The following is a 25,062-nucleotide window of genomic DNA, read 5'->3' as shown; positions in this document are numbered from 1 at the left end:
CGTTTACAGGGCCGCATGAATCGGCGATCATGAACTGGTTGCAGCCCTGACTTCGCCGATTGCCCTGTGGATACCCTTGCCGATGCCCCGCAGAGTTCGCTGTCCGGCGTCGCGCGCGTGCTCGTGCACGCGGGCAAGCTCAACGTCAAGACCGCCGAAGATCTGGTCCGCAGCGCCAAGGAGCAGAAGCGCAGCTTCATCTCGGCGGTCCTGAGCGCCGGTGCCGTCAACCCTTCGGATCTTGCCCACACGCTGTCCAGCGTGCTGGCGATGCCCTTGCTCGACTTGGCTGCGGTCGATCCGCAGCGCCTGCCGCGCAACGTCATCGATGCCAAGCTGGCCACTCAGTATCAAGTATTGGTGCTGGGCAAGCGTGGCAACCGCCTCTTCATCGCCGGGGCCGACCCTACCGACCAGGAAGCCGCTGAACGCATCAAGTTCGCCACGCAGCTGACGCCCGAGTGGGTGATCGTCGAGCACGACAAGCTCTCCCGGCTCGTCGATGCCGCCACAACGACGGCCAGCGAATCCCTCGAGTCGCTGGTCGCCGGTGATTTCGAATTCGACGTCACCGAGGAAGATACCAGCGCATCCGAGGCCGCCGACGTCACCACCGACGTCGAGGACGCGCCGGTCGTTCGTTTCCTGCAGAAGATGCTGATCGATGCGATCAACGCACGCGCCTCCGATCTGCACTTCGAGCCGTTCGAATACAACTACCGCGTCCGCTTCCGCGTCGATGGCGAACTGCGCGAGATCACGCAGCCGCCGATTGCCATCAAGGACAAGCTCGCCTCCCGCATCAAGGTGATTTCCCGGCTCGACATTGCCGAGAAGCGTGTGCCGCAGGACGGCCGCATGAAGCTGAAGTTCGGCAGCAAGGCGATCGATTTCCGGGTCAGCACCCTGCCCACCCTGTTCGGCGAGAAGATCGTGATCCGTATCCTCGACCCGTCGAGCGCCAAGCTCGGTATCGAGGCCCTCGGCTACGAGAAGGTCGAGAAGGATCGCCTGCTCGACGCGATCAAGCGGCCGTACGGCATGGTGCTGGTCACCGGCCCCACGGGCTCCGGCAAGACGGTGTCTCTGTACACCTGCCTTAACATCCTGAATCAGCCCGGCGTCAACATCTCCACCGTCGAGGACCCAGCCGAAATCAACCTCCCGGGCGTCAACCAGGTCAATGTCAACGACAAGGCGGGGCTGAATTTCTCGGTCGCCCTGAAGGCCTTCCTGCGGCAGGATCCGGACGTCATCATGGTCGGCGAAATTCGCGACCTCGACACGGCAGACATCGCCATCAAGGCCGCGCAGACCGGGCACATGGTGATGAGCACACTGCACACCAATGACGCGCCGACGACCCTGACGCGGCTGATGAACATGGGCGTCGCGCCGTTCAACATCGCCTCCAGCGTGATCCTGATCACGGCGCAGCGGCTGGCGCGCAAGCTCTGCGAGAACTGCAAGGCGCCGGCCGATTACCCTCGCGAGGCGCTGCTTCGTGCAGGCTTCAAGGAAGCTGAACTCGATGGCAGCTGGAAACCGTATCGTGCCGTCGGCTGCTCCAGTTGCAGCAACGGCTACCGCGGGCGCGTCGGCATCTACCAGGTCATGCCGATCAGCGAAGAGATCCAGCGCATCATCCTGACGCAGGGCAATGCGGTCGACATCGCCAAACAGGCACAGCAAGAGGGCGTGCGTGATCTGCGTCAATCCGGTCTGGTCAAGGTGCGAGCGGGCGTGACCACCCTGGAAGAAGTCATCTCGGTCACCAACGAGTAAGCCCATCAGGCGGCAGGGAGAGTCGGAGACACCATGGCCACAGCAGCAACGGCTTCGGCGCGAGACATCAAGGAATTCGTCTTCGAGTGGGAAGGCAAGGACAAGAACGGCAAGGTCGTGCGCGGCGAAATGCGGGCCGGCGGCGAGTCGGTCGTCAGCGCGTCCCTGCGCCGCCAGGGCATCCTCGTCAACAAGGTGAAGAAGCGCCGCATGAGCGGCGGCAAGTCCATCAAGCCGAAGGACATTGCGATCTTCACGCGCCAGATCGCGACGATGATGCGCGCCGGCGTTCCCTTGCTGCAGTCCTTCGACATCGTCGCGCGGGGCAGCACCAACCCGCGTGTGACCAAGCTGCTGACCGACATCCGCTCCGACATCGAGACCGGCACCAGCCTGTCGTCGGCCTTCCGCAAGCACCCGCTGTACTTCGACGCGCTCTATTGCAACCTCGTCGAGGCCGGTGAAGCCGCGGGTATCCTGGAAACGCTGCTCGAGCGGCTGGCGACCTACCAGGAGAAGACCCTCGAGATCAAGCGCAAGATCAAGTCGGCGCTGATCTACCCGGTGGCCGTGCTGGTGGTGGCCTTCGTGGTCGTCGCGGTCATCATGATCTTCGTGATCCCCGCCTTCAAGGAAGTCTTCACGTCCTTCGGAGCCGACCTCCCGGCCCCGACGCTGTTCGTGATGGCCATGTCCGAGATCTTCGTCAGCTACTGGTGGCTGATCTTCGGCGTCATCATCGGCGGCACCTATTTCTTCTTCGAGTCGTGGAAGCGATCCGAGAAGATGCAGAAGACCATGGACCGGCTGCTGTTGAAGCTGCCGGTGTTCGGTGATCTGATCTTCAAGTCGGCCGTCGCACGCTGGACGCGCACGCTCGCCACGATGTTCGCGGCCGGCGTGCCGCTGGTCGAGGCGCTCGACTCGGTCGGCGGCGCCTCGGGCAACGCCGTGTTCGCCGAAGCGACCGAGCAGATCCAGAAGGACGTCTCCACCGGCACGGCACTGACCACCTCGATGCAGGCGACCGGCATCTTCCCCGTGATGGTGCTGCAGATGGCCGCCATCGGCGAGGAATCGGGCGCCCTCGATCACATGCTGTCCAAGGCGGCCGAGTTCTACGAGGCCGAGGTCGACGAGGCCGTCAAAGGCCTGTCGAGCCTGCTCGAGCCGATCATCATCGTCGTGCTGGGCACCATCATCGGCGGTATCGTGGTCTCGATGTACCTGCCGATCTTCAAGCTCGGCCAGGTGGTCTGAGCACGCCCGGAGGCATGTCGTCCGACCTGCAGGGCGCGCTGCTGTCGCCCTGGGCGCTGGGGCTGCTCGGGCTGTGCATCGGCAGCTTTCTCAATGTCGTCATCCATCGCCTGCCACAGATGATGGAGCGGGCCTGGCGACTCGAAAGCGCCGAGCTGCTCGGGGTCGCGGCCCCAGAATCACCCGCGCTCACGCTGGCGAAACCCGCCTCGCGCTGCCCACAATGCGGTCATCGCATCCGCTGGTTCGAGAATGTCCCGGTGCTGAGCTGGCTGCTGTTGCGCGGGCGCTGCTCAGCCTGCAAGACACCGATCTCGCCGCGCTATCCTCTCTTCGAGATCGCGACCGGGCTGTTGTTCGCCTTGCTGGCTTGGCGTTTCGGCGCGCAACCGACGGTGCTGGCGTGGTGCGCCTTCGTCGCCGTCCTGCTGGCACTGTCCGGCATCGACTGGGACACGACGCTCCTGCCCGACAGCCTCACGTTACCGCTGCTCTGGGCCGGGCTGGTGGCTGCCGCGCTCGGCTGGACGCTGCCGCTCTCGACGGCCGTCTGGGGCGCGGTGTTCGGCTACCTGTCGCTGTGGTCGGTGTACTGGCTGTTCAAACTCACCACAGGCAAGGAAGGCATGGGCGCGGGCGACTTCAAGCTGCTGGCCGCCCTCGGCGCCTGGCTCGGATGGCAGATGCTGCTGCCCATCGTGCTCGGGGCCTCCTTGATCGGTGCCGCCGTCGGCATCGCCATGAAGCTGAGCGGCGCTCTGCACGAAGGGCGCTACGTGCCCTTCGGCCCCTTCCTGGCCGGTGCCGGACTGGTCGTCCTGTACGCAGGCTCCGAGCGTGTGATGGGCTGGCTCGGCTGGGCCTGAGGCTCGATGGGCAGCGAACGCATCAGCTTGCGCATCGGTCTCACCGGCGGCATCGGCAGTGGCAAGAGTACGGTAGCCGCGCTGCTCGAAGGGCGCGGCGCTTTACTGGTGGATACCGATGCCATCGCACGCAGGCTTTCCGCGCCGGGTGGCGCCGCGCTTCCGGCCCTGCGCGCGCAATTCGGGCCGGACTGCATCAACCGCGCTGACGGAGGTCTCGACCGGGCCTGGATGAGGGTCCAGGCCTTCGCCGACCCCGCCGTGCGTCTGCAGCTCGAGGCCATCCTGCACCCCCTGATCCGCGACGAGACGGAGCAGTTCGCACGCGCTGGCGTCGACGCAGCCTGCGTCGTATTCGACGTACCCCTGCTGGTCGAGTCGGATCGCTGGCGCGATCGCGTCGATCGCGTGCTGGTAGTCGATTGCCCCGAGGAAGTCCAGGTCGCGCGCGTAGCGCGACGCTCCGGCTGGACTCCCGACGAAGTGCGGCGCGTGATGGCGCAGCAGGCCCCGCGGCCCCTCCGCCGAGCCGCGGCCGACGCCGTGATCGACAACCGGGGGAGCTCGCTCGATGCGCTGCGGACGGCCATCGATGCACTCTGGAAGCACTGGATCGTCGAAGCCCGCTGAGGCCGGGCATCCGCTCGGCGCGAACCCTGTGGAACAATCGGACGCGTTGCAGCGCGCAGGTGGCCCGCCTTGATCCTCTACGAGTACCCTTTGAACGAGAGCATCCGCACGATGCTGCGCCTCGAACACCTGTTCGAGCGGCTCACGGTGCTGGCGGACCGCGAGCCGGCGATCGATCATCACTTCGCCATCGCGACGATCTTCGAGATCATGGATGTCGCATCCCGCGCCGACCTGAAGAGCGACCTGCTCAAGGACCTGGAGCGCCACAAGACGCAGCTTGCCCAGTACCGCGGCAATCCGTCGATCTCCGAGGCCGCGCTCGACCAGGTCATCCTGCGCATCGATGAAGCCTTCGCGTCGCTGAACCATCTGCCGGGCAAGGCCGGCCATGCGCTGACCACGAACGAGTGGTTGATGGGCATCCGCAGCCGTATCAGCATCCCCGGAGGCACCTGCGAGTTCGATCTGCCGGGCTACTACGCGTGGCAGCACGAGAGCGTGGCCCATCGCAAGGCCGACCTGCAGCGCTGGATGGCGACGCTGCTGCCGCTCGCCGACGCCCTGAAGGTGCTGATGGCCCTGCTGCGCGAGTCGGGCAGCCCGCACATGGTGTTCGCCGCCGCCGGCCAGTACCAGCAGAGCTTGCCGGCGGGGCGCAGCTTCAGCCTGATGCGGGTGCGTCTGGAAGAGTCGGCCGGTCTGGTGCCCGAGATCAGCGGCCACCGCCTGATGGCGTCGATCCGTCTCATGCGGCAAGACGGCGAAGGCCGGTTGCGGCCCAGCGGCGACGACGTGAGCTTCGAGCTCACGCTGTGCTGACGAGCGCCCTCCTGCGTCGATGACCGGCAGCGACGTCCCGCCACGCACCGTGCGCTGCCCGGGCTGCGGGCAGTTCAGCGTCTATGCATCGACCAATCCCTACCGCCCCTTCTGCAGCGAGCGCTGCAAGAACGGTGATCTGGGCGCCTGGGCCAACGAACGCTATCGCGTAGAGGCCTTGCCGCCGGTGGAAGGCGACGACGCCGAGCACTGAGGCGCCCGGACGCCGGGCCGCCCTAGGCGGTGTGGGTGCTGCCCGAGAACGACTGCTCCTCGGCCAGCCAGTTCAGCACCGGCACCGTGCCGGGCAGGACCGGGCGCACCTCGACCGGCAGCACCTGCCATCGCGCCGACTGGCGTTCGCGCATCTCCAGTTCGCCGCTCCACGCATGCACCTTGCAGAAGTGCAGCCGCACACGGGCATGCGGATAGTCGATCAGCTCCGTCTTCCAGGCTTGCGCGTCGGCAATGCGAATGCCCAGCTCTTCCTGCAGCTCGCGGCGCAGCGCCTGCTCGACCGTTTCACCGGCCTCCAGCTTGCCGCCCGGAAACTCCCAATAGCCGGCGTACACCTTGCCGTCCGGCCGCGAGGTCATCAGGAAACGACCGTGCGTGTCGAACAGCACCCCGACCGCCACATCGACCGGCGTGCGCTCGCTCAACCCGCCACCCCGTCGCGCTGGCGGCCGCGCCCCGCGTAGTCACGCGCGAACTGCCAGGCCACCCGGCCCGAGCGCGAACCCCGCTCCAGCGCCCAAACCAGCGCCTCGGGCCGCGCCGCGGCGATGTGGGCCGCGTCGGCGCCGAAGGCGCTCAGCCACTGCGCGACGATCTCCAGGTACTCGTCCTGGCTGAACGGATAGAAGCTGATCCACAACCCGAAGCGTTCGGACAGCGAGATCTTCTCCTCCACCACCTCGCCGGGATGCACCTCGCCGTCCTCGGTGTGCTGGTAGCTGAGGTTCTCCTTCATGTACTCGGGCAGCAGGTGGCGGCGGTTGGACGTCGCCACGATCAGCACGTTGTCGCTCGACTGCGCCACCGAGCCGTCGAGGATGGACTTCAGCGCCTTGTAGCCCGGCTCGCCCTCGTCGAAGCTGAGATCGTCGCAGAACACCAGGAAGCGTTCGTCGCGTTCGGCCACCAAGTCGACGATGTCGGGCAGATCCACCAGATCGGCCTTGTCGATCTCGATCAAGCGCAGTCCGCGCGACGCAAGCTCGTTCAGGCAGGCCTTCACCAGCGAGGACTTGCCGGTCCCGCGCGCGCCGGTCAGCAGCACGTTGTTGGCCGGCCGGCCGCTGACGAACTGCTCGCTGTTGCGCACCAGGCGCTCCTTCTGGGGCTCGACCTCCTTCAGGTCGGCCAGCCGGATCGGCGCTACGTGCCGCACCGGCTCCAGCCAGCCCCCACCCAACAGCGAAGCCCCACGCCGGCGGTAGCGGAAGGCAATCGACGCCGACCAGTCCGGCGCCGTCACCGGCCGGGCGCCCGGCCCCGGCAGCAGGGCATCGAGCCGCGAGAGCACGCGCTCGGCCTGCTGCATCAAGGAAAGAAACTCGGGATTCATGGCCGCCGAGTGTAGGGGCGGGCGCCGAAGCCCCTCGCCGGCGGGGCCGGATCAGGTGGCGAGTTGCCGCAGGGCCGCGTCGAGGTGTTCGCTCGGCAGGCGCTTGAAGCCCGAGCGCGCATAGCGCTGCAGGCGGCCCAGCACGAAGCTGACGAGGACCGACGCCTGCGCCTGGGCATCGACGGTCGGCGTCTGCGAACCGCCGGCCTCGGCCAGCGCCCGCAGGCTCTGCCGCAACTGCGACTCGAAGCGATCGAAGAACTGGTTCATGCGCGCCGTCAGGCGCTCGTTCTCGAACACCAGGGCGTCGCCCGCCATCACGCGTGACATCCCGGGGTTCTTCTCGCCGAACTGCAGCAGCACGGTGGTCATCTTGTGCACCTGATCGCGCGGATCGGTGTCGCGCTCGACGATCTGGTTGACCAGCGTGAACACGCTGCTCTCGATGAAATCGATCAGGCCCTCGAACATCTGTGCCTTGCTGGCGAAGTGCCGGTACAGGGCCGCTTCGCTGACGTCGAGCTTGGCCGCCAGCGCCGCCGTCGTGATGCGTTCGGCACCGGGCTGTTCGAGCATGGACGCCAGCGTCTGGAGGATCTGGATGCGGCGCTCGCCCGGCTTGGGCCGCTTGCGCACGGGTGCCGCGGCGGCGACCCCCTCGGCAGGCGTGTCGTCGGCGGCATCCAGCGGCTCAGGGATCGGCGTGTCGGACATGCGCGCGGGCGGGGAGAAAGTGGGTGGCTAGCGTCGAAAGCGAGCGAATTCTTGCATACACATAAGCGGGCTTTCGACGCAAGCGCGCACCTACTTCGGGTCCATGAGCATTGCGCCACACATATCGCTGCATCCAGACGGTGCGCAGGCCGACGGCGCGCGCCGCACGCTGGTGGGCCAGCGTGTCCTCGACCAGCACGCACTGCGCCGGCCGCAACTTCAGCCGCGCCAGCACCACCCGAAACATGCGGGCATCGGGCTTGGGCCGCAGCTGCCCGAACAGGCGCATGCCTTCGATGCTGACGATGCCCTCGAAGCAATCCGCGAGGTCGAGCGCTGTCAGCACGCGCTTGGCGTAGCGCGCCGGCGCATTGGTCAGCACGAACTTGCGCCCCGGCAGCGCTCGCAATGCAGCGCGGTCACGCGGGTTCCCGCGCAGCCGCTGCTCGAGGCCCGGCAGGCGGTGGGTGTGCTCGAGGAAATGCGCGGCGCGAATGCCGTGATGCCGCTCCAGCCCCAGCAATGTGGCGCCGTAGCGGCGCCAGTAGTCGAGCCGCAGGAAATCGGCCTGCGCCGCATCGACCTGCAGGGCCTGCCCGATGTAGTCGTTCATCGCCTCGTCGAGCAGGCCGAACGCCGCGTGCGAGGCGTCGTGCAGCGTGTTGTCGAGGTCGAACAGCCAGACGACCGGCCTGCCGGCGGCAGCCACCGCTCAGTGCGACCGGATCATCGTGCCGTAGGCCTGGTCGCTCAGGATCTCGAGCAGCATCGCGTGCGGCACCCGGCCGTCGATGATGTGCACGGCGTTGACGCCGCTCTTCGCGGCGTCCAGCGCGCCGGCGATCTTCGGCAGCATGCCGCCGCTGATGGTGCCGTCGGCGAACAGCTCGTCGATCTCGCGTGCCGACAGGTTGGTGAGCAGCTTGCCCGCCTTGTCGAGCACGCCCGGCGTGTTGGTCAGCAGCATCAGCTTCTCGGCCTGCAGCACGGTAGCCAGCTTGCTCGCCACCATGTCGGCGTTGATGTTGTAGCTCTCGTTGTGCTCGCCGAAGCCGATGGGGCTCACGACCGGGATGAACTGGTCGTCCTGCAGCGCCTTGACCACCGCCGGGTCGATGGCGGTGATCTCGCCCACCTGACCGACGTCGTGCTCGATGCTCGGGTCGTCCTTGTCGACCATCTTCAGCTTGCGCGCCCGGATCATGCCGCCGTCGCGCCCGGTCAGCCCGACCGCCTTGCCGCCCACCGCGTTGATGAGGCCGACGATGTCCTGCTGCACCTCACCGCCGAGCACCCACTCGACGACCTCCATCGTCTCCTCGTCGGTCACGCGCATGCCCTGGATGAAGGTGCCCTTCTTGCCCAGGCGCGACAGCGCCTCGTCGATCTGCGGCCCGCCGCCGTGCACGACCACCGGGTTCATGCCCACCAGCTTGAGCAGCACGATGTCCTCTGCGAAGTCCTGCTGCAGCGCCGGATCGGTCATCGCGTTGCCGCCGTACTTGATGACCAGCGTCTTGCCGTGGAACTTGCGGATGTAGGGCAACGCCTGCGCCAGGATCTCCGCCTTGTCGCGTGGCGCGATGTTCAGCAGGTCGGGCGAGGGGGCGGGAACAGGTTGGGCCATGACGGGATCTCCGAACTCAGGGTCTGTCGCAGGGCATTCTAGGGTTCGCCCTAGTCCGGCGCCTGCGCCGGCCCGTGCGCTGCGGAACTTTCGCGTCAGCCCCGGCTCAGTCTGGCGCATACTTTTGTTCTCATGCGCCGCGCCACCTGGATCCTCTGCCTGATGCTGGCCCTGCTGCCCCTGCGCAGCTGGGCGGTGGCGTCCATGGGTCTGCCTCAGGTCACCGAGGCGCCGTCGGTCACCCTCTCCGCAGACGAAGCCGCGGCGTCCGAGGCGGTACTGCCGCCCTGCCATCAGGGCGACGCGGACGGCGGCGCCCCGTCGAGCTGCCAGTCCTGCGACTGGTGCCACGCCGCGATCGGCATCGCACCCCACTGCGAGTCGGCCACCGTCGTCCTGCCGGCCGAGGCGCCCACCCCCGCGGTTGCGCGCGACACCGGCCAGCCCGCGATCGGCGGGCTCGACCGCCCTCCCCGAAACGTCCTCGCCTGACGCGGCCCAGCGGGTGCGTGCCTCGGCACGCGCTCGCGAGCGCCGCCACCTCGATCCCGGTCGGGCCCACCCGCCGGGCACTCGAACGTGTTCCTCCGAGGACGCTCCATGCTTCTGCTTCGATCGCACTGCTGGCTGCCGGTCGCCCTGCTGTCTGGCTCGCTGGCCGCTGTGGCCGAGCCACGCCCCGACCCGCTGAACCCGAGCGTGGCCGTCCCGGCCGCCGTCTATTCGTCGGCCTTCGCCGACTACCGCCGCCAGGACGACATCACGCTGCGTCCATGGAAGGACGCGAACGACGCCGTCGGACGCATCGGGGGCTGGCGCGCCTACGCACGCGAAGCGCAGCAGGCTCCACGGCCCGCACCTGCAGCTCCAGCCTCTCCTGCAGCGCATGAAACGCCGGGGCCTGCGTCGGCGGGCCCCGGCGCTTCTCATCACCGGCACTGAGGAGCGCTCGATGACGACACCACGACACGCTCGCGCAGCGGCGGCCCGCCGCCTGCCGCTCTTGCTGGCGAGCCTCGCGCTGGCCGGCTGCGCCTCGTTCAGCCCGGATGGCGGCTTCGGCGCCGTCGAGCAGGTGGCCCGCGAACGTCTCGGCAAGGACGCCCTCTGGGCCCGGACTGCCGAGGACCAGGACCGCATCGATGCCCGTGTGGCCGAACTGCTCGCGCGGCCGCTGACGGTCGACGACGCCGTGCAGGTCGCGCTGCTCAACAACAAGGGACTCCAGGCCCGGTTCTTCGAGCTGGGCATCGGCGAGGCCGAGCTGGTGCAGGCCAGTCGCCTGCCGAACCCGGGCTTCAGCCTCGGCCGACTGAAACGCGGCGACGAGATCGAGCTCGAGCGCGGCTACCATCTCAATCTCGTACGGCTGCTGACGATGCCGCTCGTGCGCCAGGTCGAGGAGCGGCGCTTCGCGCAGACCCGCGGCTTCGTCGCGGTGCAGCTGCTGTCGCTGGCGGCCGAGGCCCGCAAGGCCTACATCGTCGCGGTGGCCGCAGAAGAGACGGTGCGCTACCGGCGCCAGGTTCAGCAGGCGGCCGAGGCCGGCGCCGAACTGGCCCGGCGCATGGCCGAAGTCGGCAACTTCAACAAGCTGCAGCGCCTGCGCGAGCAGGGCTTCTACGCCGACGCGACGCTGGGCCTGGCCCGGGCCGAGCACGCCGCGCTGGCGTCGCGCGAGAGACTGACGCGGTTGATGGGCCTGTGGGGCCCGCAGACGCGCTTCCAGCTGCCCGAGCGGCTGCCCGACCTGCCCGAGGCACCGACGCATCAGCCCGACATCGAGCGCGCCGCGCTGGCCCAGCGTCTGGACGTCCAGGGGGCCAGGCTGGCGGCGGAGCAGACCGCGAAGACCCTCGGCCTCACGAAGACGACGCGCTTCGTCAACGTGCTGGAGCTGGGCTGGGCCCACAACAGTTCGAACGAGGAGCCGACGCAGACGGGTTGGGAGCTGGGACTGGAGCTGCCGCTGTTCGACTGGGGCGGAGCGCGCGTCGCGCGCGCCGAAGCGGTCTACATGCAGGCACTGAGCCGCGCCGCAGAGACGGCGGTCAACGCTCGCTCGGAAGTGCGCGAGGCCTATGGGGCCTATCGCTCGGCCTGGGACATCGCACGCCACCACCGCGACGAACTCGTGCCGCTGCGCCAGCACATCGCCGAGGAGAACGTGCTGCGCTACAACGGCATGCTGATCGGCGTGTTCGAGCTGCTCGCGGATGCGCGCTCGCAGATCGCCGGCGTCAACGCCTACATCGAGTCGCTGCGCGACTTCTGGCTCGCCCAGGCCGATCTCGAGATGGCGCTGATCGGAAAACCCGGACTGTCGGGCGCGGGCTTGGCGCTCGGCACCAGCCCGGCTGCCGGCGATGTCGGCGCCGACCACTGAACTCCAGGAAGGACCTCCGATGGTTTCCCGACGCAACTTCCTCGGCCGTGCCGGCGCGGTCACTGCGGCCGTCAGCGCCGCCGCCGTCAGCAAGGTCGCGATGGCCGCGCTGCCCGAACCGGTGATGCAGCACTCGCCCGACACGATGCCTCCGCTGGTGCCCGACAGCGGCCGGCCCTACAACCCGGTCGTCACCCTGAATGGCTGGACGCTGCCCTGGCGCATGAACAACGGCGTCAAGGAGTTCCACCTCGTCGCCGAGCCGGTGGTGCGGGAGATGGCCCCCGGCTTCAAGGCGCATCTGTGGGGCTACAACGGCCAGAGCCCGGGGCCGACGATCGAGGTGGTGGAAGGCGACCGCGTACGCGTCTTCGTCACCAACAAGCTGCCCGAGCACACCACCGTCCACTGGCACGGCCAGCGCCTGCCCAACGGGATGGACGGCGTCGGCGGGCTCACGCAGCCCGCCATACAACCCGGCAAGACCTTCGTCTACGAATTCGTCGCGCGCCGCCCCGGCACCTTCATGTACCACCCGCATGCCGACGAGATGGTGCAGATGGCGATGGGCATGATGGGCTTCTGGATCACGCACCCGAAGCAGAAGCACCCGCTGATCGACGAGGTCGACCGCGATTTCGTGTTCCTACTCAACGCCTACGACATCGATCCCGGCGCCTACACGCCGAAGGTCATGACGATGCTCGACTTCAACCTGTGGAGCTGGAACAGCCGTGTGTTCCCGGGCATCGGCACGCTCAACGTCCGGAAGAACGACAAGGTGCGCATCCGCACCGGCAACCTGACGATGACCAACCACCCGATCCACCTGCACGGCCACGAGTTTGTGGTCACCGGCACCGACGGCGGGCCAACGCCGAAGCGCACGCGCTGGCCCGAGGTGACCACCGACGTGGCGGTGGGCCAGATGCGACAGATCGAGTTCCTGGCCGACGAAGAGGGCGACTGGGCCTTCCACTGCCACAAGAGCCACCACACGATGAATGCCATGGGTCACGGCGTGCCGACGATGATCGGCGTCGACCACCGCGAGGTGGTCTCGAAGATCACGCAGCTCGTGCCCGACTACATGGTGATGGGCGAGCGCGGCATGGCCGACATGGCCGAGATGCAGATGCCGCTGCCCGACAACACCGCGCCGATGATGAGCGGTGCCGGCCCGTTCGGCTCGGTCGAGATGGGCGGCATGTTCACGGTGCTCAAGGTTCGGAAGGACCAGCAGCCGGGCGACTACAAGGATCCGGGCTGGTTCAGGCACCCGGCCGGGACGATGGCCTACGAGTGGACCGGCGCACTGGCCGAGCCGGCACGCTTCAAGGCCGAGAGCACCAGGGCGATGCCCGCGAAGAACATGCCGGCGACCGACATCGAGGTCCAAGTGCGCAAGCCGGTGCGCGGCGGAGGCGGCCACGCTGGCCATTGAGTTCGCCATCAGGTCCGATCACCACCCATGACGAGGTACTCCATGCCGAACATCGAGATCCTGCTGTTGGCGGCGCTGATTGCCATCTCCGGCCTCGCCCGGGCCCATGGCGATGCCGAGCCTGCGAAGCAGCCCGCCGTCGCCAAGAAGGAACAGAAGGACTGGGGCATCGCCGGTGACGCCAAGGCCGCGCGGCGGACCGTCGAAGTGAGGATGCTGGACGGCATGCGCTTCAGCCCGGAGCGGCTCGACGTGCGGCTGGGTGAGACGGTCCGTTTCGTCGTCCGCAACGACGGGAGGGTGATGCATGAGTTCGTGATCGGCACCCGGGCCGAGAACGACGCGCACGCCGCGCTGATGGTGAAGTTCCCGGGCATGGAGCACGACGAGCCCTACATGGCGCACGTCGGTCCGGGGCGGACGGGCGAGATCGTCTGGACCTTTAACCGCCGCGGCGAGTTCGACTTCGCCTGCCTGATCGCCGGGCACTACCAGGCCGGCATGGTCGGCAAGATCGTCGTGACCGACGCACGCAGAACCAAGGAGTGATGAGCATGAAGTCCCCCCACCAGGCCGATCGCCGCCGGGCGTTGAAGGCGCTCGCCGCGCTCTTCGCAAGCCCCGCACTGCCCGCGGCCTCCGCCCCCGGCAAGCCGCTCGTCGACGTCTGGAAGAGCCCGACCTGCGGCTGCTGCAAGGACTGGATCCGGCATCTCGAGGCCCATGGCTTCATGGTGCGGGCCCACGACGACGGCAACACCGATGCGAGGGCCCGGCTCGGCATGCCGCTGCGCTACGGCTCCTGCCATACCGCGAGCGTGGGCGGCTATGCGATCGAGGGCCATGTGCCGGCGCGCGAGGTGTGGCGGCTGCTGAAGGAGCGGCCGCTGGCCATCGGGCTGGCCGTGCCGGCAATGCCGATCGGCTCGCCCGGCATGGACGGTCCCGAGTACGGCGGCCGCCGCGACCCCTATGAAGTACTGCTGATCCAGCGCGACGGCCGCTCGACCGTCTACCAGGCCTATCCCTGAACGAAACCCGCGACACGGAGCCGCCCGATGAAGAAGAACCGCATGTCCGCCCTGCTGCTCGCCGCCGCCACGACGCTGGCGAGCGCCCAGCCCCTGATCGACGGCGAGGTGCGCAAGGTCGATGCCGCGCAGAACAGGATCACGCTCAAGCACGGCGAGATCAAGCACCTCGACATGCCGCCGATGAGCATGGTGTTCCAGGTCCAGGACCCGGCGCTGCTGGCCAAGGTGAAGGCGGGCGACAAGGTGCGCTTCAGCGTCGACCGGATCGACGGGGTCTACACGGTCACCGCGATCGAGAGCGCGAGATGAGATCGATGACGGCCCGGAACTGCCTCGCCGCCGCCGCGCTGCTCGCGCTCGGCAGCGGCGCCCGTGCCGGTCCGATGGGCTTCGACGGCAGCCAGATGGCGATGGGCGACTTCGGACCGAACTGGCGCGAGGCCTGGGTCAACCACGCCTACACGCCGCGCGACGCGATCGGCATCGGCGGCCTGTTCATGCGCTCGGACGATGAGCGCAAGACGCGCGATGTCGCCGAGCTCACCTACACGCGCCTGATGGCCCGGTGGAACCTGCCGCATGCCCAGGCCAACGCCTGGCTCGTGGTCGGCGCGGGCGGCATCCGCGGCAACGACTACGCGGGCACGCGCACGCTGCTGGCGCCCGGCATCCAGCTCGACTACGAGACCACGCGCGTCTATGTCGCCGCCTTCGGGCGCCTGTATCGCGCGGAAGGCCTCCGCCACGACTACGCCGCCGTGCGCGCCGGCTTCTCGTTCTACGAGGCCGCGTACGAGGAGACCCAGCCCTGGCTCATCGTCGAGGCACGGCACATGCGCGGCCTGTCGGAGCGCGTCGAGATCACGCCGATGCTCCGGCTGATCGACAAGGGCTATTTCGTCGAGGCGGGCCTGAACACCGAAAAGCAGGCCCGCTTCAACTTCATGGTCATCTTCTGAATCGAAGGACACTCGTCATGAGAATCTTGCTGACCCTGGCCGCCGCGGGCTTCGTGTTCATGGCCTCTGCGCAGGCCACTCCCACCACCAAGATCACCGTCAACGGCATGGTCTGCGCCTTCTGCGCGCAGGGCATCGAGAAGAAGCTGACCGCCCTGCCGCAGACGCGCGCGGTCTACGTCGATCTCGGCGAGAAGATCGTTGCGGTCGAGGCCTGGGAAGGGCAGACGATCGACGTCGACAAGGTGCGCGCCGAGATCAAGGACGCCGGCTACGACGTGGTCAAGGTCGAGTCGGTCGAGCAGTCGGTCGAAGAGCTGCGCGCCGCCGCAGCCAAGGCGAAGAAGAAGTGACGCCCCCCGCTGCACCACAGGCCGGGCCCGACGGGCGCACGGGCCTGCGTGCGGGCGCCTGGGGCGCCTTCGCCGCGCTGCTGGCGAGCAGCGGCACGCTGGTGTGCTGCGCGCTGCCGGCCCTGCTGGTGGCGTTGGGCGCCGGTGCGGCGCTGTCGTCGCTGGTCGCCGCGGTACCGCAACTGGTGTGGCTGAGCGAGCACAAGGCGCTGGTGTTCGGCTTCGCCGCGCTGATGCTGGGCGTTGCCGGCGCGCTGCAATGGCGGCAGCGCCACGCGCCCTGCCCCATCGACGCGACGCTGCGCGACTCCTGCCTGCGCACCCGTCGCACCTCGCGCCGCGTGTACACCGCGTCGGTCGCGCTGTTTGCCGTGGGGGCGTGGTTCGCCTTCGTGCAACCGCTGCTGTCGGCCGGCTAAGCTAGGGCCCATGCACGCGCACGACCTCAGCCCCTGGCAGCACCGCCACGACTTCGCCGCCGACCGTGGGGCCGCCGAGCGGCGCACCCACTGGGTGATCGGCATCACGCTCGTGATGATGGTCGCCGAGATCGCGGCCGGCTGGTGGTGGCACTCGATGGCGCTGCTGGCCGACGGCTGGCACATGGGCACGCATGCCGCCGCGATCGGCGTGGCGGCGCTGAGCTACGCGCTGGCGCGGCGTTGGGCCGGCGACGCGCGCTTCTCGCTCGGGCCCTGGAAGGTGGAGGTGCTGGGCGCCTACACCAGTGCGGTGCTGCTGGGCGTCGTGGCGATCGGCATCGCGGTCGAGTCGGGCCTGCGGCTGTGGGCGCCGGAGCCGGTGTCCTACGACGAGTCGCTGGTCGTCGCCGCAATCGGGCTGGCCGTCAACGCGGTGTGCGCGAAGCTGCTGCACGGCGGCCACGCCCACGCGCACGGCCCGGGGCATGCCGGCCACGATCACGGCCACCCCGACCATCACGCGCACGCCGTCGAACACACCACACACGACCATGCCCATGCCGCCAGCACCGACGGCAAGGACCTGAACCTGCGCGCCGCCTACCTGCACGTGCTGGCCGATGCCGCCACCTCGGTGCTGGCGATCGGCGCGCTGCTGGCCGGCAAGTACGCCGGCTGGGTGTGGGTCGACCCGCTCGTCGGCTTGCTGGGCGCGGTGCTGATCGCGGTCTGGTCGTTCGGCCTGCTGCGCCAGACGTCGACCATCCTGCTCGACCGCGAGATGGACCATCCGCTCGCGCAGCAGGTGCGCGAGCGGCTCGAGTCCGACGGCGACGCGCGCGTGGCCGACCTGCACCTGTGGCGCGTCGGCGATGCGCAGTTCGCCTGCCAGGCCACGCTGGTGGCCGACGTGCCGCTCGCCGCCGACCACTACCGCGACCGGCTCGACGGACTGGCCGGACTGGCGCATGTGTCGATCGAGATCAATCGCTGCCGGGGTGCCTCTCCCACCGGCGAACACCGCCACGGCCACGGACCGGGCCGTCACGCGCACTGAACCGCGCGCCGGCCGGCGCGCCGCGCGTCAGAAGTGGATGCCGCGCATCATCTGCTGCAGCGCCACCGCCTCGGCCGACAGCTGCGGCTTCGCGCCCTTCTCGCCCTTGGCCGCTTCGCTGTCGGGGAACATGCGGAAGCTGGTGTTCATGACGATCTGCGCGACGCGCGGTGCCAGCGCGTGCAGCACCTGGCCGGCGGTGCCCAGGCGCGTGGCGATGCGCACCGGCTTGTAGACGCAGGCCTGGGCGATCATGTCGGCTGCCTCCTCGGGCGCAAGCGTGGGCACGTTGTTGTAGATCTTGGTCGGCGCGATCATCGGCGTGCGCACCAGCGGCATGTTGATGGTCGTGAAGCTGATGCCGGTGTCGGCGTACTCGCTGGACGCGCAGCGGGTCCACGCGTCCAGCGCCGCCTTGCTCGCCACATAGGCCGAGAAGCGCGGCGCGTTGGTCAGCACGCCGATCGAGCTGATGTTCACGATGTGGCCTTTCTTCTTGGCCACCATGCCCGGCAGCACCCCCATCGTCACGCGCAGGCAGCCGAAGTAGTTGAGCTGCATCGTGCGCTCGAAGTCGTGGAAGCGCTCGTAGCTGTTCTCGATCGCGCGGCGGATCGAGCGGCCGGCGTTGTTGATGAGGAAGTCGACGCCACCATGCTCGGCCTGCAGTGCCTCGAGGAAGGCCCTGCAGCCGGCCTCGTCGGCGATGTCGACCGAGTAGCTGAACACCTTGGCGTCCTTGCCGGCGAAGGCCTTGATCTCCTTCACCGCCTCGTCGAGCTTGTCGGCGTCGCGCGCGCAGATCACCGTCACCGCGCCGGCCTCGGCGAACTTGCAGGCTGCGGCCAGGCCGATGCCCGAGCTGCCGCCGGTGACCAGCACCACCTTGCCGCCGACCGTGCCGCGCAGGCTGCGGTCGATGAACAGGTCGGGATCGAGATGGCGCTCCCAGTAGTCCCACAGGCGCCAGGCGTAGTCCTTCAGGTTCGGGCATTCGATGCCGCTGCCCTTCAGCGCCGCCTGCGCATCGCGGCAGTCGAAGCGGGTCGGGTAGTTGACGAAGGTCAGCATGTCCTCGGGCAGCCCCAGGTCCTTCATCACGGCGTTGCGCACCCGGCGCACCGGCGCCAGCGCCATCAGGCCCTTCTTCACGCTCTTCGGGATGAAGCCCAGCAGCGCCGCGTTGACGAACAGGTTCATCTTCGGTGCATGGGCGGCCTTGCTGAAGATGTCGAGCACGTCGCCGACGCGGTAGCCGACCGGGTCCACCAAGTGGAAGCACTGGCGGTCGAGCTCCAGCTTCGCATGGCTGATGTGGTCGAGCGCCGCGACGACGAAGTCCACCGGCACGATGTTCACGCGCCCGCCCTCCAACCCCACCGCCGGCATCCAGGGCGGCAGCAACTGGCGCATGCGCTGGATCAGCTTGAAGAAGTAGTAGGGGCCGTCGATCTTGTCCATCTCGCCGGTGCCCGAATCACCGACCACCATGGCCGGCCGGAACACGGTCCACGGCAGCCGGCACTCCTTGCGCACGATCTTCTCGGACTCGTGCTTGGTCATGAAGTACGGGTGGTCCAGGCCCTCGGCCTCGTCGAACATGTCCTCGCGGAACACGCCCTCGTACAGGCCGGCGGCCGCGATCGACGAGACGTGGTGGAAATGCCCGGCCTGGATCGCCTGCGCGAACTCCACCGCGCTGCGCGTGCCCTCGATGTTGACCTGCACCTGCGCGGCCTCGTCGGCCCCGAGGTCGTAGACCGCGGCGAGGTGATAGACCGTATCGATGCGGCCCTTCAGCGCCTTGATGACATCCGCGGCCACACCCAGCTTCTTCGCCGTCAGGTCGCCGTAGACCGGCACCGCGCGGGCCTTGGCGGCGCCGCTGAGGCCCCAGTAGGCCAGCAGTTCGGGCAGCTTGCCCTCGCTCTCGGGCCGCAGCAGGAAGTGCACGGTCGAGCCGCGCCGGTCGAGCAGTTTCCTGACCAGCCGCTTGCCGATGAAGCCGGTGGCCCCGGTGACGAAATACTGCATGCCATTCTCCTTGCTGTTGCTGCCGCGGGTGCCTGCTCATTCTTGTCCACCGCGGGCAGTGCACGATCGCCACGCAGCGCGTGCCGCGCTCGGGACTTTCCCGAGGCGCCTGATGCACCCGGACGACTCGCTCGCCTTTAGGCTGCGACTTCTAGCCCGCGCTTCTATAGTGCCGCTGGCGAGGGCTTCGCTGTGAAGCGCCGCGCCGGATCCACAAGGAACACAAGCATGGTCAAGAAGCTGCAGAAACTCGCGGACAAGCAGAGTGCCGCCGCGGGCACACCTTCGATGGCACAACTGTTCGACAGCCAGCTCGCGAGCTCGGTCAAGGACTCGGCCCAGCAGATCTGGCAGGCCGGGCTCGGCGCGTTCGCCAAGGCCCAGGGCGAAGGCGGCAAGGTGTTCGAGTCGCTGGTGAAGGAAGGTGTCTCGATCCAGCGCAGGACCCAGGCGGCCGCGGAAGAGAAGCTGGGTGAGGTGAGCAACCGCATGACGAAGCTGTCCGACGACGTGCAGGCGCGCGCCGGCCAGCAGTGGGACAAGCTCGAATCGATCTTCGAGGAGCGCGTCGCGAAGGCGCTGGGCAAGCTCGGCGTGCCGTCGAGCAAGGACATCGATGCGCTGATCCATCGCATCGACACCCTCAGCGCCAACGTGGCCCGCCTGTCCAAGGCCCCTGCGGCCCGCAAGGCGGCACCCGCCAAGACGGCCGCGAAGGCCGCAGCGCCCCGCAAGGCTGCCGCCAAGCGCGCCGCTCCGCGCAAGCGCGCGGCCTGAGCGCGCCGCACCGGGCCGCGCGCCTTTCTGTGCCGATGCGATCTCCGCTCGCCCTCGGTCTCGCGGCCCTGCTCGGCGGCGCACCGGTCGGGCCGGCCACCGGCGCGACCGCCCCCTCGCCCGGCAGCGACGAGGCGGCGGTCTTCGCGGCCGCCGGCCTGCAGCACCGCGGCGGCGACCACTACCGCGAGGCCTGCGCCACGGCACTGAAGCCGCAGACCGAGCGGCTGGACATCAACCGCGACGGCCGCGACGAAGTGCTGCTGTTCCTGGCGTCCTCGCCCTGCTTCGGCCCGGCGCGGGGCGGCAACGTCGCGCTGTTCATGCAGGACGCCGGCGGCGCCTGGGTCGACCTGCTCGGCTTCCTGCCCGGCGTGGAGGTGCGGCCGACCGGCGGTGAACACCTCGGCTACGCCGACCTGGGGGTCGCCAACCCCGGCGGCTGCATGGCGGTCTATCACTGGAACGGCAGCGCCTACGTCCACGCCGCCAACCGCGCCATCGAGCCCGGTGGCTGCCAGTTCCGATGATGCCGCGCATCGGTCTCGCGCTGGCCGGCGGCGGGCCGCTGGGCGCGATCTACGAAATCGGCGCACTGTGCGCGCTCGAGGAATCGATCACCGGCCTGCGCTTCACGCAGTGCCAGGGCTACGTCGGCGTGTCGGCCGGCGGCTTCGTGGCAGCCGGACTGGCCAACGGCATCGGGCCGCGTGAGCTGTGCAGCTCCTTCATCGAGAACGAGGGGCCGCCGGACGACGTGTTCGACCCTGCGTTGCTGATGCGGCCGGCCTGGGGCGAGTTCGCGAAGCGCCTCGCGCGGGCACCGGGTCTGGCCGGCGGCGCGGCACTGGACTATGCGCTGGGCTTCGCCACCCGCAGCCAGGTGCTCGACCAGCTCGGCCGCGCCATGCCGACCGGCCTGTTCTCCAACCGCACGGTCCACCAGCACCTGAGCCGCGCGTTCGGCGCGCCCGGCCGCAGCAACGACTTCCGCACGCTGGCGCGCCGGCTGGTGCTGGTGGCGGTCGACCTCGACAGCGGCGAAGCCCGGCCCTTCGGCCTGCCGGGCCACGACCACGTGCCGATCTCGCTTGCCGTGCAGGCCAGCGCCGCGCTGCCCGGCCTGTTCCCGCCGGTCGAGATCGACGGCCGCTGCTACGTCGATGGCGTGCTGCGCAAGACGCTGCATGCCTCGGTCCTGCTCGACGAGGGCCTCGACCTGCTGATCTGCCTGAATCCCCTGGTGCCGTACGACAGCCCTGCCGACGCACACAGGCCGGCGGACGGCGCCAGGGCGCCGCTGGCGCGGCTGGTCGACGGCGGCCTGCCGCAGGTGCTGAGCCAGACCTTCCGTACGCTGATCCGCTCGCGCATGGAGCTCGGCCTGCGCCAGTACGACCAGCTTCACCCCGACACCGACATCCTGCTGTTCGAGCCCGACGCGCGCGATGCCAAGGTGTTCTTCACCAACCCGTTCAGCTACTCGCAGCGTCGCCGCATGGCCGAGCACGCCTACCAGGCCACGCGCGCGCAGCTGCGCGCACGCCGCGCCGCGCTCGGCCCGCGACTGGCGCGCCACGGCCTCGGCTGGAGTGCCGCGCTCGACGACCCGCGGCGCACGCTGCTCGACACGCGTCCGGCGCCGGTCGGCCGCGCCAACCAGGCACTGCGCCGGCTCGAGACGACCCTGGACACGCTGGACGCCGCCCTCGCGGCCTGATGCGGGCGCCGGAACGCGCCACTCGTCAGGGGTGGAGTCAGGGGTGGAACTGCCCCGGCAGCACCCACAGCAGCAGCGCCGTCATCGTCAGGTAGCGCGCGAACTTGCCGATCGCCATGTAGAGCAGGCAGGGCCAGAACGGCAGCCGCAGCCAGCCGGCCACCGCACACAGCGGGTCGCCGACCACCGGCAGCCAGCTCAGCAGGCAGGCGGGAGGGCCGAAGCGCTCGAGCCACTTCAGCACGCGCGCGTCGGCCGGCCTGTGCTTCACGCGCTCGTAGGCGCGTTCGGCGCCGTAGCCCATCCACCACGTGACCGCGCCGCCCAGCGTGTTGCCGGCGGTGGCCACCAGCACGGCCGGCCAGAACAGCTGCGGGTCGAGCTTGACCAGGCCGAACACCGCCGGCTCCGAACCGAAGGGCAGCAGCGTGGCCGAAATGAAGGCGACGACGAACACCGTGCTCAGGCCGAACTTCGGCAGCGCGAGCACGGCGAGCATCGATTCGAGCCAGCTCTCCATCGGCGTGGATTGTCGATGCAGCGCAGCAAGCGGCGCCATCGATCGGTGCCCGACCCGCCCGGATCGCGCCGCTATACTCTGCCCTCTTTTTAAGCACACCGCCTCCCGTGTCCCCCCTGCGCATCGGCTCGATCGAGCTCCCGAACCGGCTGTTCGTGGCACCGATGGCGGGCGTCACCGACCGGCCGTTCCGCCAGCTGTGCAAGCGGCTCGGCGCCGGCTATGCGGTGAGCGAGATGGTCACCTCGCGCAAGGATCTCTGGCACAGCCTGAAGACCTCGCGGCGCGCCAACCACGACGGCGAGGTCGCGCCGATCGCCGTGCAGATCGCCGGCACCGAGCCGCTGATGATGGCCGAGGCCGCCGCCTACAACATCGACCGCGGCGCCCAGGTCATCGACATCAACATGGGCTGCCCGGCCAAGAAGGTCTGCAACGTGTGGGCCGGCTCGGCGCTGATGCGCGACGAGTCGCTCGCGCTGCGCATCGTCGAGGCGGTGGTCACCGCCTGCGCGCCGCACGGCGTGCCGGTGACGCTGAAGATGCGCACCGGCTGGAGCGCGCAGAACCGCAACGCGGTGGCACTGGCGCGCGGCGCCGAATCGCTCGGCATCGCGATGCTGACGGTGCACGGCCGCACGCGCGAGCAGGGCTACGCCGGCTCGGCCGAGCACGACACCGTGCGCGCGGTGAAGGCCGCGGTGCGGGTGCCGGTGGTCGCCAACGGCGACATCGACTCGCCCGAGAAGGCGCGCGACGTGCTCGCCGCGACCGGCGCCGACGCGGTGATGGTCGGCCGCGCCGCGCAGGGGCGGCCGTGGATCTTCCGCGAGATCGCGCACTTCCTCGCCACCGGCGAGCGCCTGCCGCCGCCGCGCACCGCGCAGGCCAAGGCCTGGTTGATCGAGCACCTGCACGACCACTACGGCCTGTACGGCGAATACGCCGGCGTGCGCACCGCGCGCAAGCACATCGGCTGGGCGGTGCACGCGTTGCCGGGTGGTGCCCTGTTCCGCGCCCGCATGAACACACTGGAGCGCTGCGAGGCGCAAGTCGCCGCCGTCGGCGATTTCTTCGATGCCCTCGGGGTCGAGCACGAGCTGCTGCCGCAAGCAGCAGCGGCGCTCGATCCGTCCTTCGAACAAGAGGCTGCATGACCAAGAAGCACATCGACGCGTGCATCCGCGAGGGCCTCGATGCCTACTTCAAGGACCTGCGCGGTGCCGATCCGCGCAACATCTACGACATGGTGCTGCAGGTGGTCGAGAAGCCTCTGCTCGACGTGGTGATGCAGCACGCCGAAGGCAACCAGTCGCGCGCCGCCGAGTGGCTGGGCATCAACCGCAACACCCTGCGGCGCAAGTTGCTCGAGCACAAGCTCATCAAGCCCTGAGCGCGCCGCGCTCCGCTTTCCGCCCCTTCCCCGCTTCCACGACCGCCATGGCCACCGCCCTCCTCTCCGTTTCCGACAAGACCGGCATCGTCGAACTCGCCCGGTCCCTGCATGCGCTGGGCGTGAAGCTGCTCTCGACCGGTGGCACGGCCAGGCTGCTGGCCGACAGCGGCCTCCCGGTCACCGAGGTGGCCGACCACACCGGCTTCCCCGAGATGCTCGACGGCCGCGTGAAGACGCTGCACCCGACCATCCACGGCGGCCTGCTGGCGCGCCGCGACCTGCCGGCGCACATGGCCTCGCTGGCCACGCACGGCATCGAGACCATCGACCTGCTGGTGGTCAACCTCTACCCCTTCGAGGCCACCGTCGCCAAACCCGGCTGCACGCTGGAGGACGCGATCGAGAACATCGACATCGGCGGGCCGGCGATGGTGCGCTCGGCGGCCAAGAACTGGAAGGATGTGGCGGTGCTGACCGACGCCTCGCAGTACGCCGGCGTGCTGGCCGAACTGCAGCAGGACGGCCACGTGAGCGAGAGCACGCGCTTCGCGCTGGCGGTCGCGGCCTTCAACCGCATCAGCAATTACGACGCGGCCATCAGCGACCACCTGTCGGCGCTGCGCCCCGACGGCACGCGCGCCGAGTTCCCGGCGCAAAGCAACGGCCGCTTCGTCAAGCTGCAGGACCTGCGCTACGGCGAGAACCCGCACCAGAGCGCCGCGTTCTACCGCGACCTGCACCCGGCGCCTGGCTCACTGGTGAGCGCCGTGCAGCTGCAGGGCAAGGAACTGTCGTACAACAACATCGCCGACGCCGATGCGGCGTGGGAGTGCGTGAAAGGCTTCGACGCTTCCGTCGACGGACCGGCCTGCGTGATCGTCAAGCACGCCAACCCCTGCGGCGTGGCCCTCGGCGCCAACGCGGCCGAGGCCTATGGCAAGGCCTTCCGCACCGACCCGACCTCCGCGTTCGGCGGCATCATCGCCTTCAACGTGCCGGTCGACGGTGCGGCGGCGCAGGCGATCGCGAAGCAGTTCGTCGAGGTGCTGATCGCCCCCGGCTACACCGCCGAGGCGCGCGCCGTGTTCGCCGCCAAGGCCAACACGCGCGTGCTGCAGATCTCGCTCGACGGCGTGCAGCGCGACGCCCCCGACGCCTGGTCGCGCGGCCTCAATTCGCACGACATCAAGCGCGTCGGCTCGGGTCTGCTGATCCAGAGCGCCGACAACCACGTGCTCGGCCTGCAGGACCTGAAGGTCGTCACGAAGCTGGCGCCGACCGACGGACAGCTGACCGACCTGCTGTTCGCGTGGAAGGTGGCCAAGTTCGTCAAGAGCAATGCCATCGTGTTCTGCGGCGACGGCATGACGCTCGGCGTCGGCGCCGGCCAGATGAGCCGACTCGACAGTGCCCGCATCGCCAGCATCAAGGCCAGCCACGCCGACCTCAGCCTGGCCGGCTCGGCGGTCGCGAGCGACGCCTTCTTCCCGTTCCGCGACGGCCTCGACGTGCTGGCCGATGCCGGAGCCCGCAGCGTCATCCAGCCCGGCGGCAGCCTGCGCGACGACGAGGTGATCGCCGCCGCCGACGAACGCGGCATCGCGATGGTGCTGACAGGTGTGCGTCACTTCAGGCACTGAGCACGGCCGGCGGCGGTGCCCCGTGGCGCGTGCTCCGAATAGCAGG

General features: G+C 69.0%; 30 protein-coding genes. 23 read left to right on the top strand and 7 right to left on the bottom strand.

All coding sequences use genetic code 11. The features are described from left to right. Nucleotides 1–66 precede the first annotated feature (66 nt). The 6 genes from pilB to C1M51_RS11760 all read left to right on the top strand — a co-directional run bounded on the left by pilB (nucleotide 67) and on the right by C1M51_RS11760 (nucleotide 5,577). A complete protein-coding gene (pilB, locus tag C1M51_RS11785) occupies nucleotides 67–1,785 on the top strand; it encodes a type IV-A pilus assembly ATPase PilB (protein WP_129450007.1) in 1,719 nt (572 codons plus the stop codon). A gap of 33 nt (nucleotides 1,786–1,818) precedes the next feature. Then, the gene (locus C1M51_RS11780; RefSeq protein WP_129450005.1) at nucleotides 1,819–3,045 is read left to right on the top strand and encodes a type II secretion system F family protein; all 1,227 of its coding nucleotides are present in this window, start codon (nucleotides 1,819–1,821) and stop codon (nucleotides 3,043–3,045) included. A gap of 14 nt (nucleotides 3,046–3,059) precedes the next feature. Continuing rightward, entirely contained in the window at nucleotides 3,060–3,911 is an 852-nt protein-coding gene (locus C1M51_RS11775; protein WP_129450003.1) for an A24 family peptidase, read from the top strand. Between the two features lie 6 nt (nucleotides 3,912–3,917). Continuing rightward, nucleotides 3,918–4,541, top strand: a complete 624-nt coding sequence (gene coaE, locus C1M51_RS11770; RefSeq protein ID WP_129450001.1) for a dephospho-CoA kinase — start codon at nucleotides 3,918–3,920, stop codon at nucleotides 4,539–4,541. Nucleotides 4,542–4,610: 69 nt separating this feature from the next. Next, nucleotides 4,611–5,363, top strand: a complete 753-nt coding sequence (gene zapD, locus C1M51_RS11765) for a cell division protein ZapD (protein ID WP_129449999.1) — start codon at nucleotides 4,611–4,613, stop codon at nucleotides 5,361–5,363. 19 nt (nucleotides 5,364–5,382) lie between these two features. Beyond that, entirely contained in the window at nucleotides 5,383–5,577 is a 195-nt protein-coding gene (locus tag C1M51_RS11760) for a DNA gyrase inhibitor YacG (RefSeq protein WP_129449997.1), read from the top strand. 22 nt (nucleotides 5,578–5,599) lie between these two features. Here C1M51_RS11760 and C1M51_RS11755 read toward each other — a convergent pair whose 3' ends face one another. The 5 genes from C1M51_RS11755 to argB all read right to left on the bottom strand — a co-directional run bounded on the left by C1M51_RS11755 (nucleotide 5,600) and on the right by argB (nucleotide 9,274). Beyond that, nucleotides 5,600–5,959: an NUDIX domain-containing protein gene (locus C1M51_RS11755; RefSeq protein WP_242500044.1), complete on the bottom strand. Its 360-nt coding sequence runs from the start codon at nucleotides 5,957–5,959 to the stop codon at nucleotides 5,600–5,602. A 62-nt stretch (nucleotides 5,960–6,021) separates the two neighbouring features. After that, nucleotides 6,022–6,933 carry an ATP-binding protein gene (locus tag C1M51_RS11750; RefSeq protein WP_129449993.1) on the bottom strand — a complete coding sequence of 304 codons (912 nt, stop codon included), beginning with the start codon at nucleotides 6,931–6,933 and terminating at the stop codon, nucleotides 6,022–6,024. A 51-nt stretch (nucleotides 6,934–6,984) separates the two neighbouring features. Then, nucleotides 6,985–7,647 (bottom strand): nucleoid occlusion factor SlmA, encoded by a 663-nt coding sequence (gene slmA, locus C1M51_RS11745; protein ID WP_011828101.1) that lies wholly within the window; start codon nucleotides 7,645–7,647, stop codon nucleotides 6,985–6,987. Beyond that, the gene (locus C1M51_RS11740) at nucleotides 7,625–8,356 is read right to left on the bottom strand and encodes a pyrimidine 5'-nucleotidase (RefSeq protein ID WP_129449991.1); all 732 of its coding nucleotides are present in this window, start codon (nucleotides 8,354–8,356) and stop codon (nucleotides 7,625–7,627) included. The genes slmA and C1M51_RS11740 overlap by 23 nt, the downstream gene beginning before the upstream one ends. Before the next feature lie 3 nt (nucleotides 8,357–8,359). Continuing rightward, on the bottom strand, nucleotides 8,360–9,274 hold the full coding sequence (argB, locus tag C1M51_RS11735) for an acetylglutamate kinase (protein WP_129449989.1): 915 nt from the start codon (nucleotides 9,272–9,274) through the stop codon (nucleotides 8,360–8,362). A gap of 162 nt (nucleotides 9,275–9,436) precedes the next feature. On the opposite strand from argB, the gene C1M51_RS11730 reads away from it, so the two are divergent. The 11 genes from C1M51_RS11730 to dmeF all read left to right on the top strand — a co-directional run bounded on the left by C1M51_RS11730 (nucleotide 9,437) and on the right by dmeF (nucleotide 16,929). After that, nucleotides 9,437–9,766, top strand: a complete 330-nt coding sequence (locus C1M51_RS11730) for a hypothetical protein (protein ID WP_129449988.1) — start codon at nucleotides 9,437–9,439, stop codon at nucleotides 9,764–9,766. Between the two features lie 108 nt (nucleotides 9,767–9,874). Continuing rightward, nucleotides 9,875–10,216 (top strand): hypothetical protein, encoded by a 342-nt coding sequence (locus tag C1M51_RS11725; protein ID WP_129449986.1) that lies wholly within the window; start codon nucleotides 9,875–9,877, stop codon nucleotides 10,214–10,216. A gap of 10 nt (nucleotides 10,217–10,226) precedes the next feature. Beyond that, nucleotides 10,227–11,660, top strand: a complete 1,434-nt coding sequence (locus tag C1M51_RS11720) for a TolC family protein (protein WP_129449984.1) — start codon at nucleotides 10,227–10,229, stop codon at nucleotides 11,658–11,660. 19 nt (nucleotides 11,661–11,679) lie between these two features. Beyond that, nucleotides 11,680–13,104: a multicopper oxidase family protein gene (locus C1M51_RS11715; RefSeq protein WP_129449982.1), complete on the top strand. Its 1,425-nt coding sequence runs from the start codon at nucleotides 11,680–11,682 to the stop codon at nucleotides 13,102–13,104. 42 nt (nucleotides 13,105–13,146) lie between these two features. Next, a complete protein-coding gene (locus C1M51_RS11710; protein ID WP_129449981.1) occupies nucleotides 13,147–13,653 on the top strand; it encodes a cupredoxin domain-containing protein in 507 nt (168 codons plus the stop codon). Between the two features lie 5 nt (nucleotides 13,654–13,658). After that, nucleotides 13,659–14,135 (top strand): DUF411 domain-containing protein, encoded by a 477-nt coding sequence (locus tag C1M51_RS11705; RefSeq protein ID WP_129449979.1) that lies wholly within the window; start codon nucleotides 13,659–13,661, stop codon nucleotides 14,133–14,135. Between the two features lie 27 nt (nucleotides 14,136–14,162). Further along, nucleotides 14,163–14,447 (top strand): copper-binding protein, encoded by a 285-nt coding sequence (locus tag C1M51_RS11700; RefSeq protein ID WP_129449977.1) that lies wholly within the window; start codon nucleotides 14,163–14,165, stop codon nucleotides 14,445–14,447. Next, entirely contained in the window at nucleotides 14,444–15,097 is a 654-nt protein-coding gene (locus C1M51_RS11695; RefSeq protein WP_242499662.1) for a hypothetical protein, read from the top strand. The genes C1M51_RS11700 and C1M51_RS11695 overlap by 4 nt, the downstream gene beginning before the upstream one ends. 17 nt (nucleotides 15,098–15,114) lie before the next feature. Next, nucleotides 15,115–15,450, top strand: coding sequence for a heavy-metal-associated domain-containing protein (locus C1M51_RS11690; RefSeq protein ID WP_129449975.1), 336 nt, complete (start codon nucleotides 15,115–15,117; stop codon nucleotides 15,448–15,450). After that, entirely contained in the window at nucleotides 15,447–15,869 is a 423-nt protein-coding gene (locus C1M51_RS11685) for a hypothetical protein (RefSeq protein WP_242499660.1), read from the top strand. Before C1M51_RS11690 ends, C1M51_RS11685 begins: the two co-directional genes overlap by 4 nt. 10 nt (nucleotides 15,870–15,879) lie before the next feature. Next, nucleotides 15,880–16,929 (top strand): CDF family Co(II)/Ni(II) efflux transporter DmeF, encoded by a 1,050-nt coding sequence (gene dmeF / locus C1M51_RS11680; RefSeq protein ID WP_129449973.1) that lies wholly within the window; start codon nucleotides 15,880–15,882, stop codon nucleotides 16,927–16,929. Nucleotides 16,930–16,956: 27 nt separating this feature from the next. Here dmeF and C1M51_RS11675 read toward each other — a convergent pair whose 3' ends face one another. After that, the gene (locus tag C1M51_RS11675; protein WP_129449971.1) at nucleotides 16,957–18,963 is read right to left on the bottom strand and encodes an SDR family oxidoreductase; all 2,007 of its coding nucleotides are present in this window, start codon (nucleotides 18,961–18,963) and stop codon (nucleotides 16,957–16,959) included. Between the two features lie 228 nt (nucleotides 18,964–19,191). On the opposite strand from C1M51_RS11675, the gene C1M51_RS11670 reads away from it, so the two are divergent. The 3 genes from C1M51_RS11670 to C1M51_RS11660 are packed head-to-tail and all read left to right on the top strand — an operon-like array spanning nucleotide 19,192 to nucleotide 21,460. Further along, nucleotides 19,192–19,740: a phasin family protein gene (locus C1M51_RS11670; protein ID WP_129449969.1), complete on the top strand. Its 549-nt coding sequence runs from the start codon at nucleotides 19,192–19,194 to the stop codon at nucleotides 19,738–19,740. A 35-nt stretch (nucleotides 19,741–19,775) separates the two neighbouring features. After that, complete coding sequence (locus C1M51_RS11665; RefSeq protein ID WP_129449967.1) at nucleotides 19,776–20,270, top strand: hypothetical protein; 495 nt, start codon at nucleotides 19,776–19,778, stop codon at nucleotides 20,268–20,270. Further along, nucleotides 20,267–21,460, top strand: a complete 1,194-nt coding sequence (locus C1M51_RS11660; protein WP_129449965.1) for a patatin-like phospholipase family protein — start codon at nucleotides 20,267–20,269, stop codon at nucleotides 21,458–21,460. Before C1M51_RS11665 ends, C1M51_RS11660 begins: the two co-directional genes overlap by 4 nt. A gap of 37 nt (nucleotides 21,461–21,497) precedes the next feature. Here the strand turns inward: C1M51_RS11660 and C1M51_RS11655 are convergent, their stop codons facing one another. Continuing rightward, nucleotides 21,498–21,980 (bottom strand): YqaA family protein, encoded by a 483-nt coding sequence (locus C1M51_RS11655; RefSeq protein WP_129449963.1) that lies wholly within the window; start codon nucleotides 21,978–21,980, stop codon nucleotides 21,498–21,500. Nucleotides 21,981–22,096: 116 nt separating this feature from the next. Between C1M51_RS11655 and dusB the strand changes: the two genes are divergently transcribed. From dusB to purH, 3 genes are read left to right on the top strand one after another with little or no spacing between them, the layout of a single operon-like run. Beyond that, on the top strand, nucleotides 22,097–23,137 hold the full coding sequence (gene dusB / locus C1M51_RS11650) for a tRNA dihydrouridine synthase DusB (protein ID WP_129452171.1): 1,041 nt from the start codon (nucleotides 22,097–22,099) through the stop codon (nucleotides 23,135–23,137). After that, nucleotides 23,134–23,373, top strand: a complete 240-nt coding sequence (locus tag C1M51_RS11645) for a Fis family transcriptional regulator (protein WP_036233906.1) — start codon at nucleotides 23,134–23,136, stop codon at nucleotides 23,371–23,373. The genes dusB and C1M51_RS11645 overlap by 4 nt, the downstream gene beginning before the upstream one ends. 47 nt (nucleotides 23,374–23,420) lie before the next feature. Beyond that, nucleotides 23,421–25,016 (top strand): bifunctional phosphoribosylaminoimidazolecarboxamide formyltransferase/IMP cyclohydrolase, encoded by a 1,596-nt coding sequence (gene purH / locus C1M51_RS11640; protein WP_129449961.1) that lies wholly within the window; start codon nucleotides 23,421–23,423, stop codon nucleotides 25,014–25,016. The last annotated feature ends 46 nt before the right edge of the window (nucleotides 25,017–25,062 follow it).

The sequence above is a fragment of the Methylibium sp. Pch-M genome, from assembly GCF_004136295.1.
Classification (GTDB): Bacteria; Pseudomonadota; Gammaproteobacteria; order Burkholderiales; family Burkholderiaceae_C; genus Methylibium; species Methylibium petroleiphilum.
This window is presented reverse-complemented; position numbering and strand designations above follow the sequence as displayed.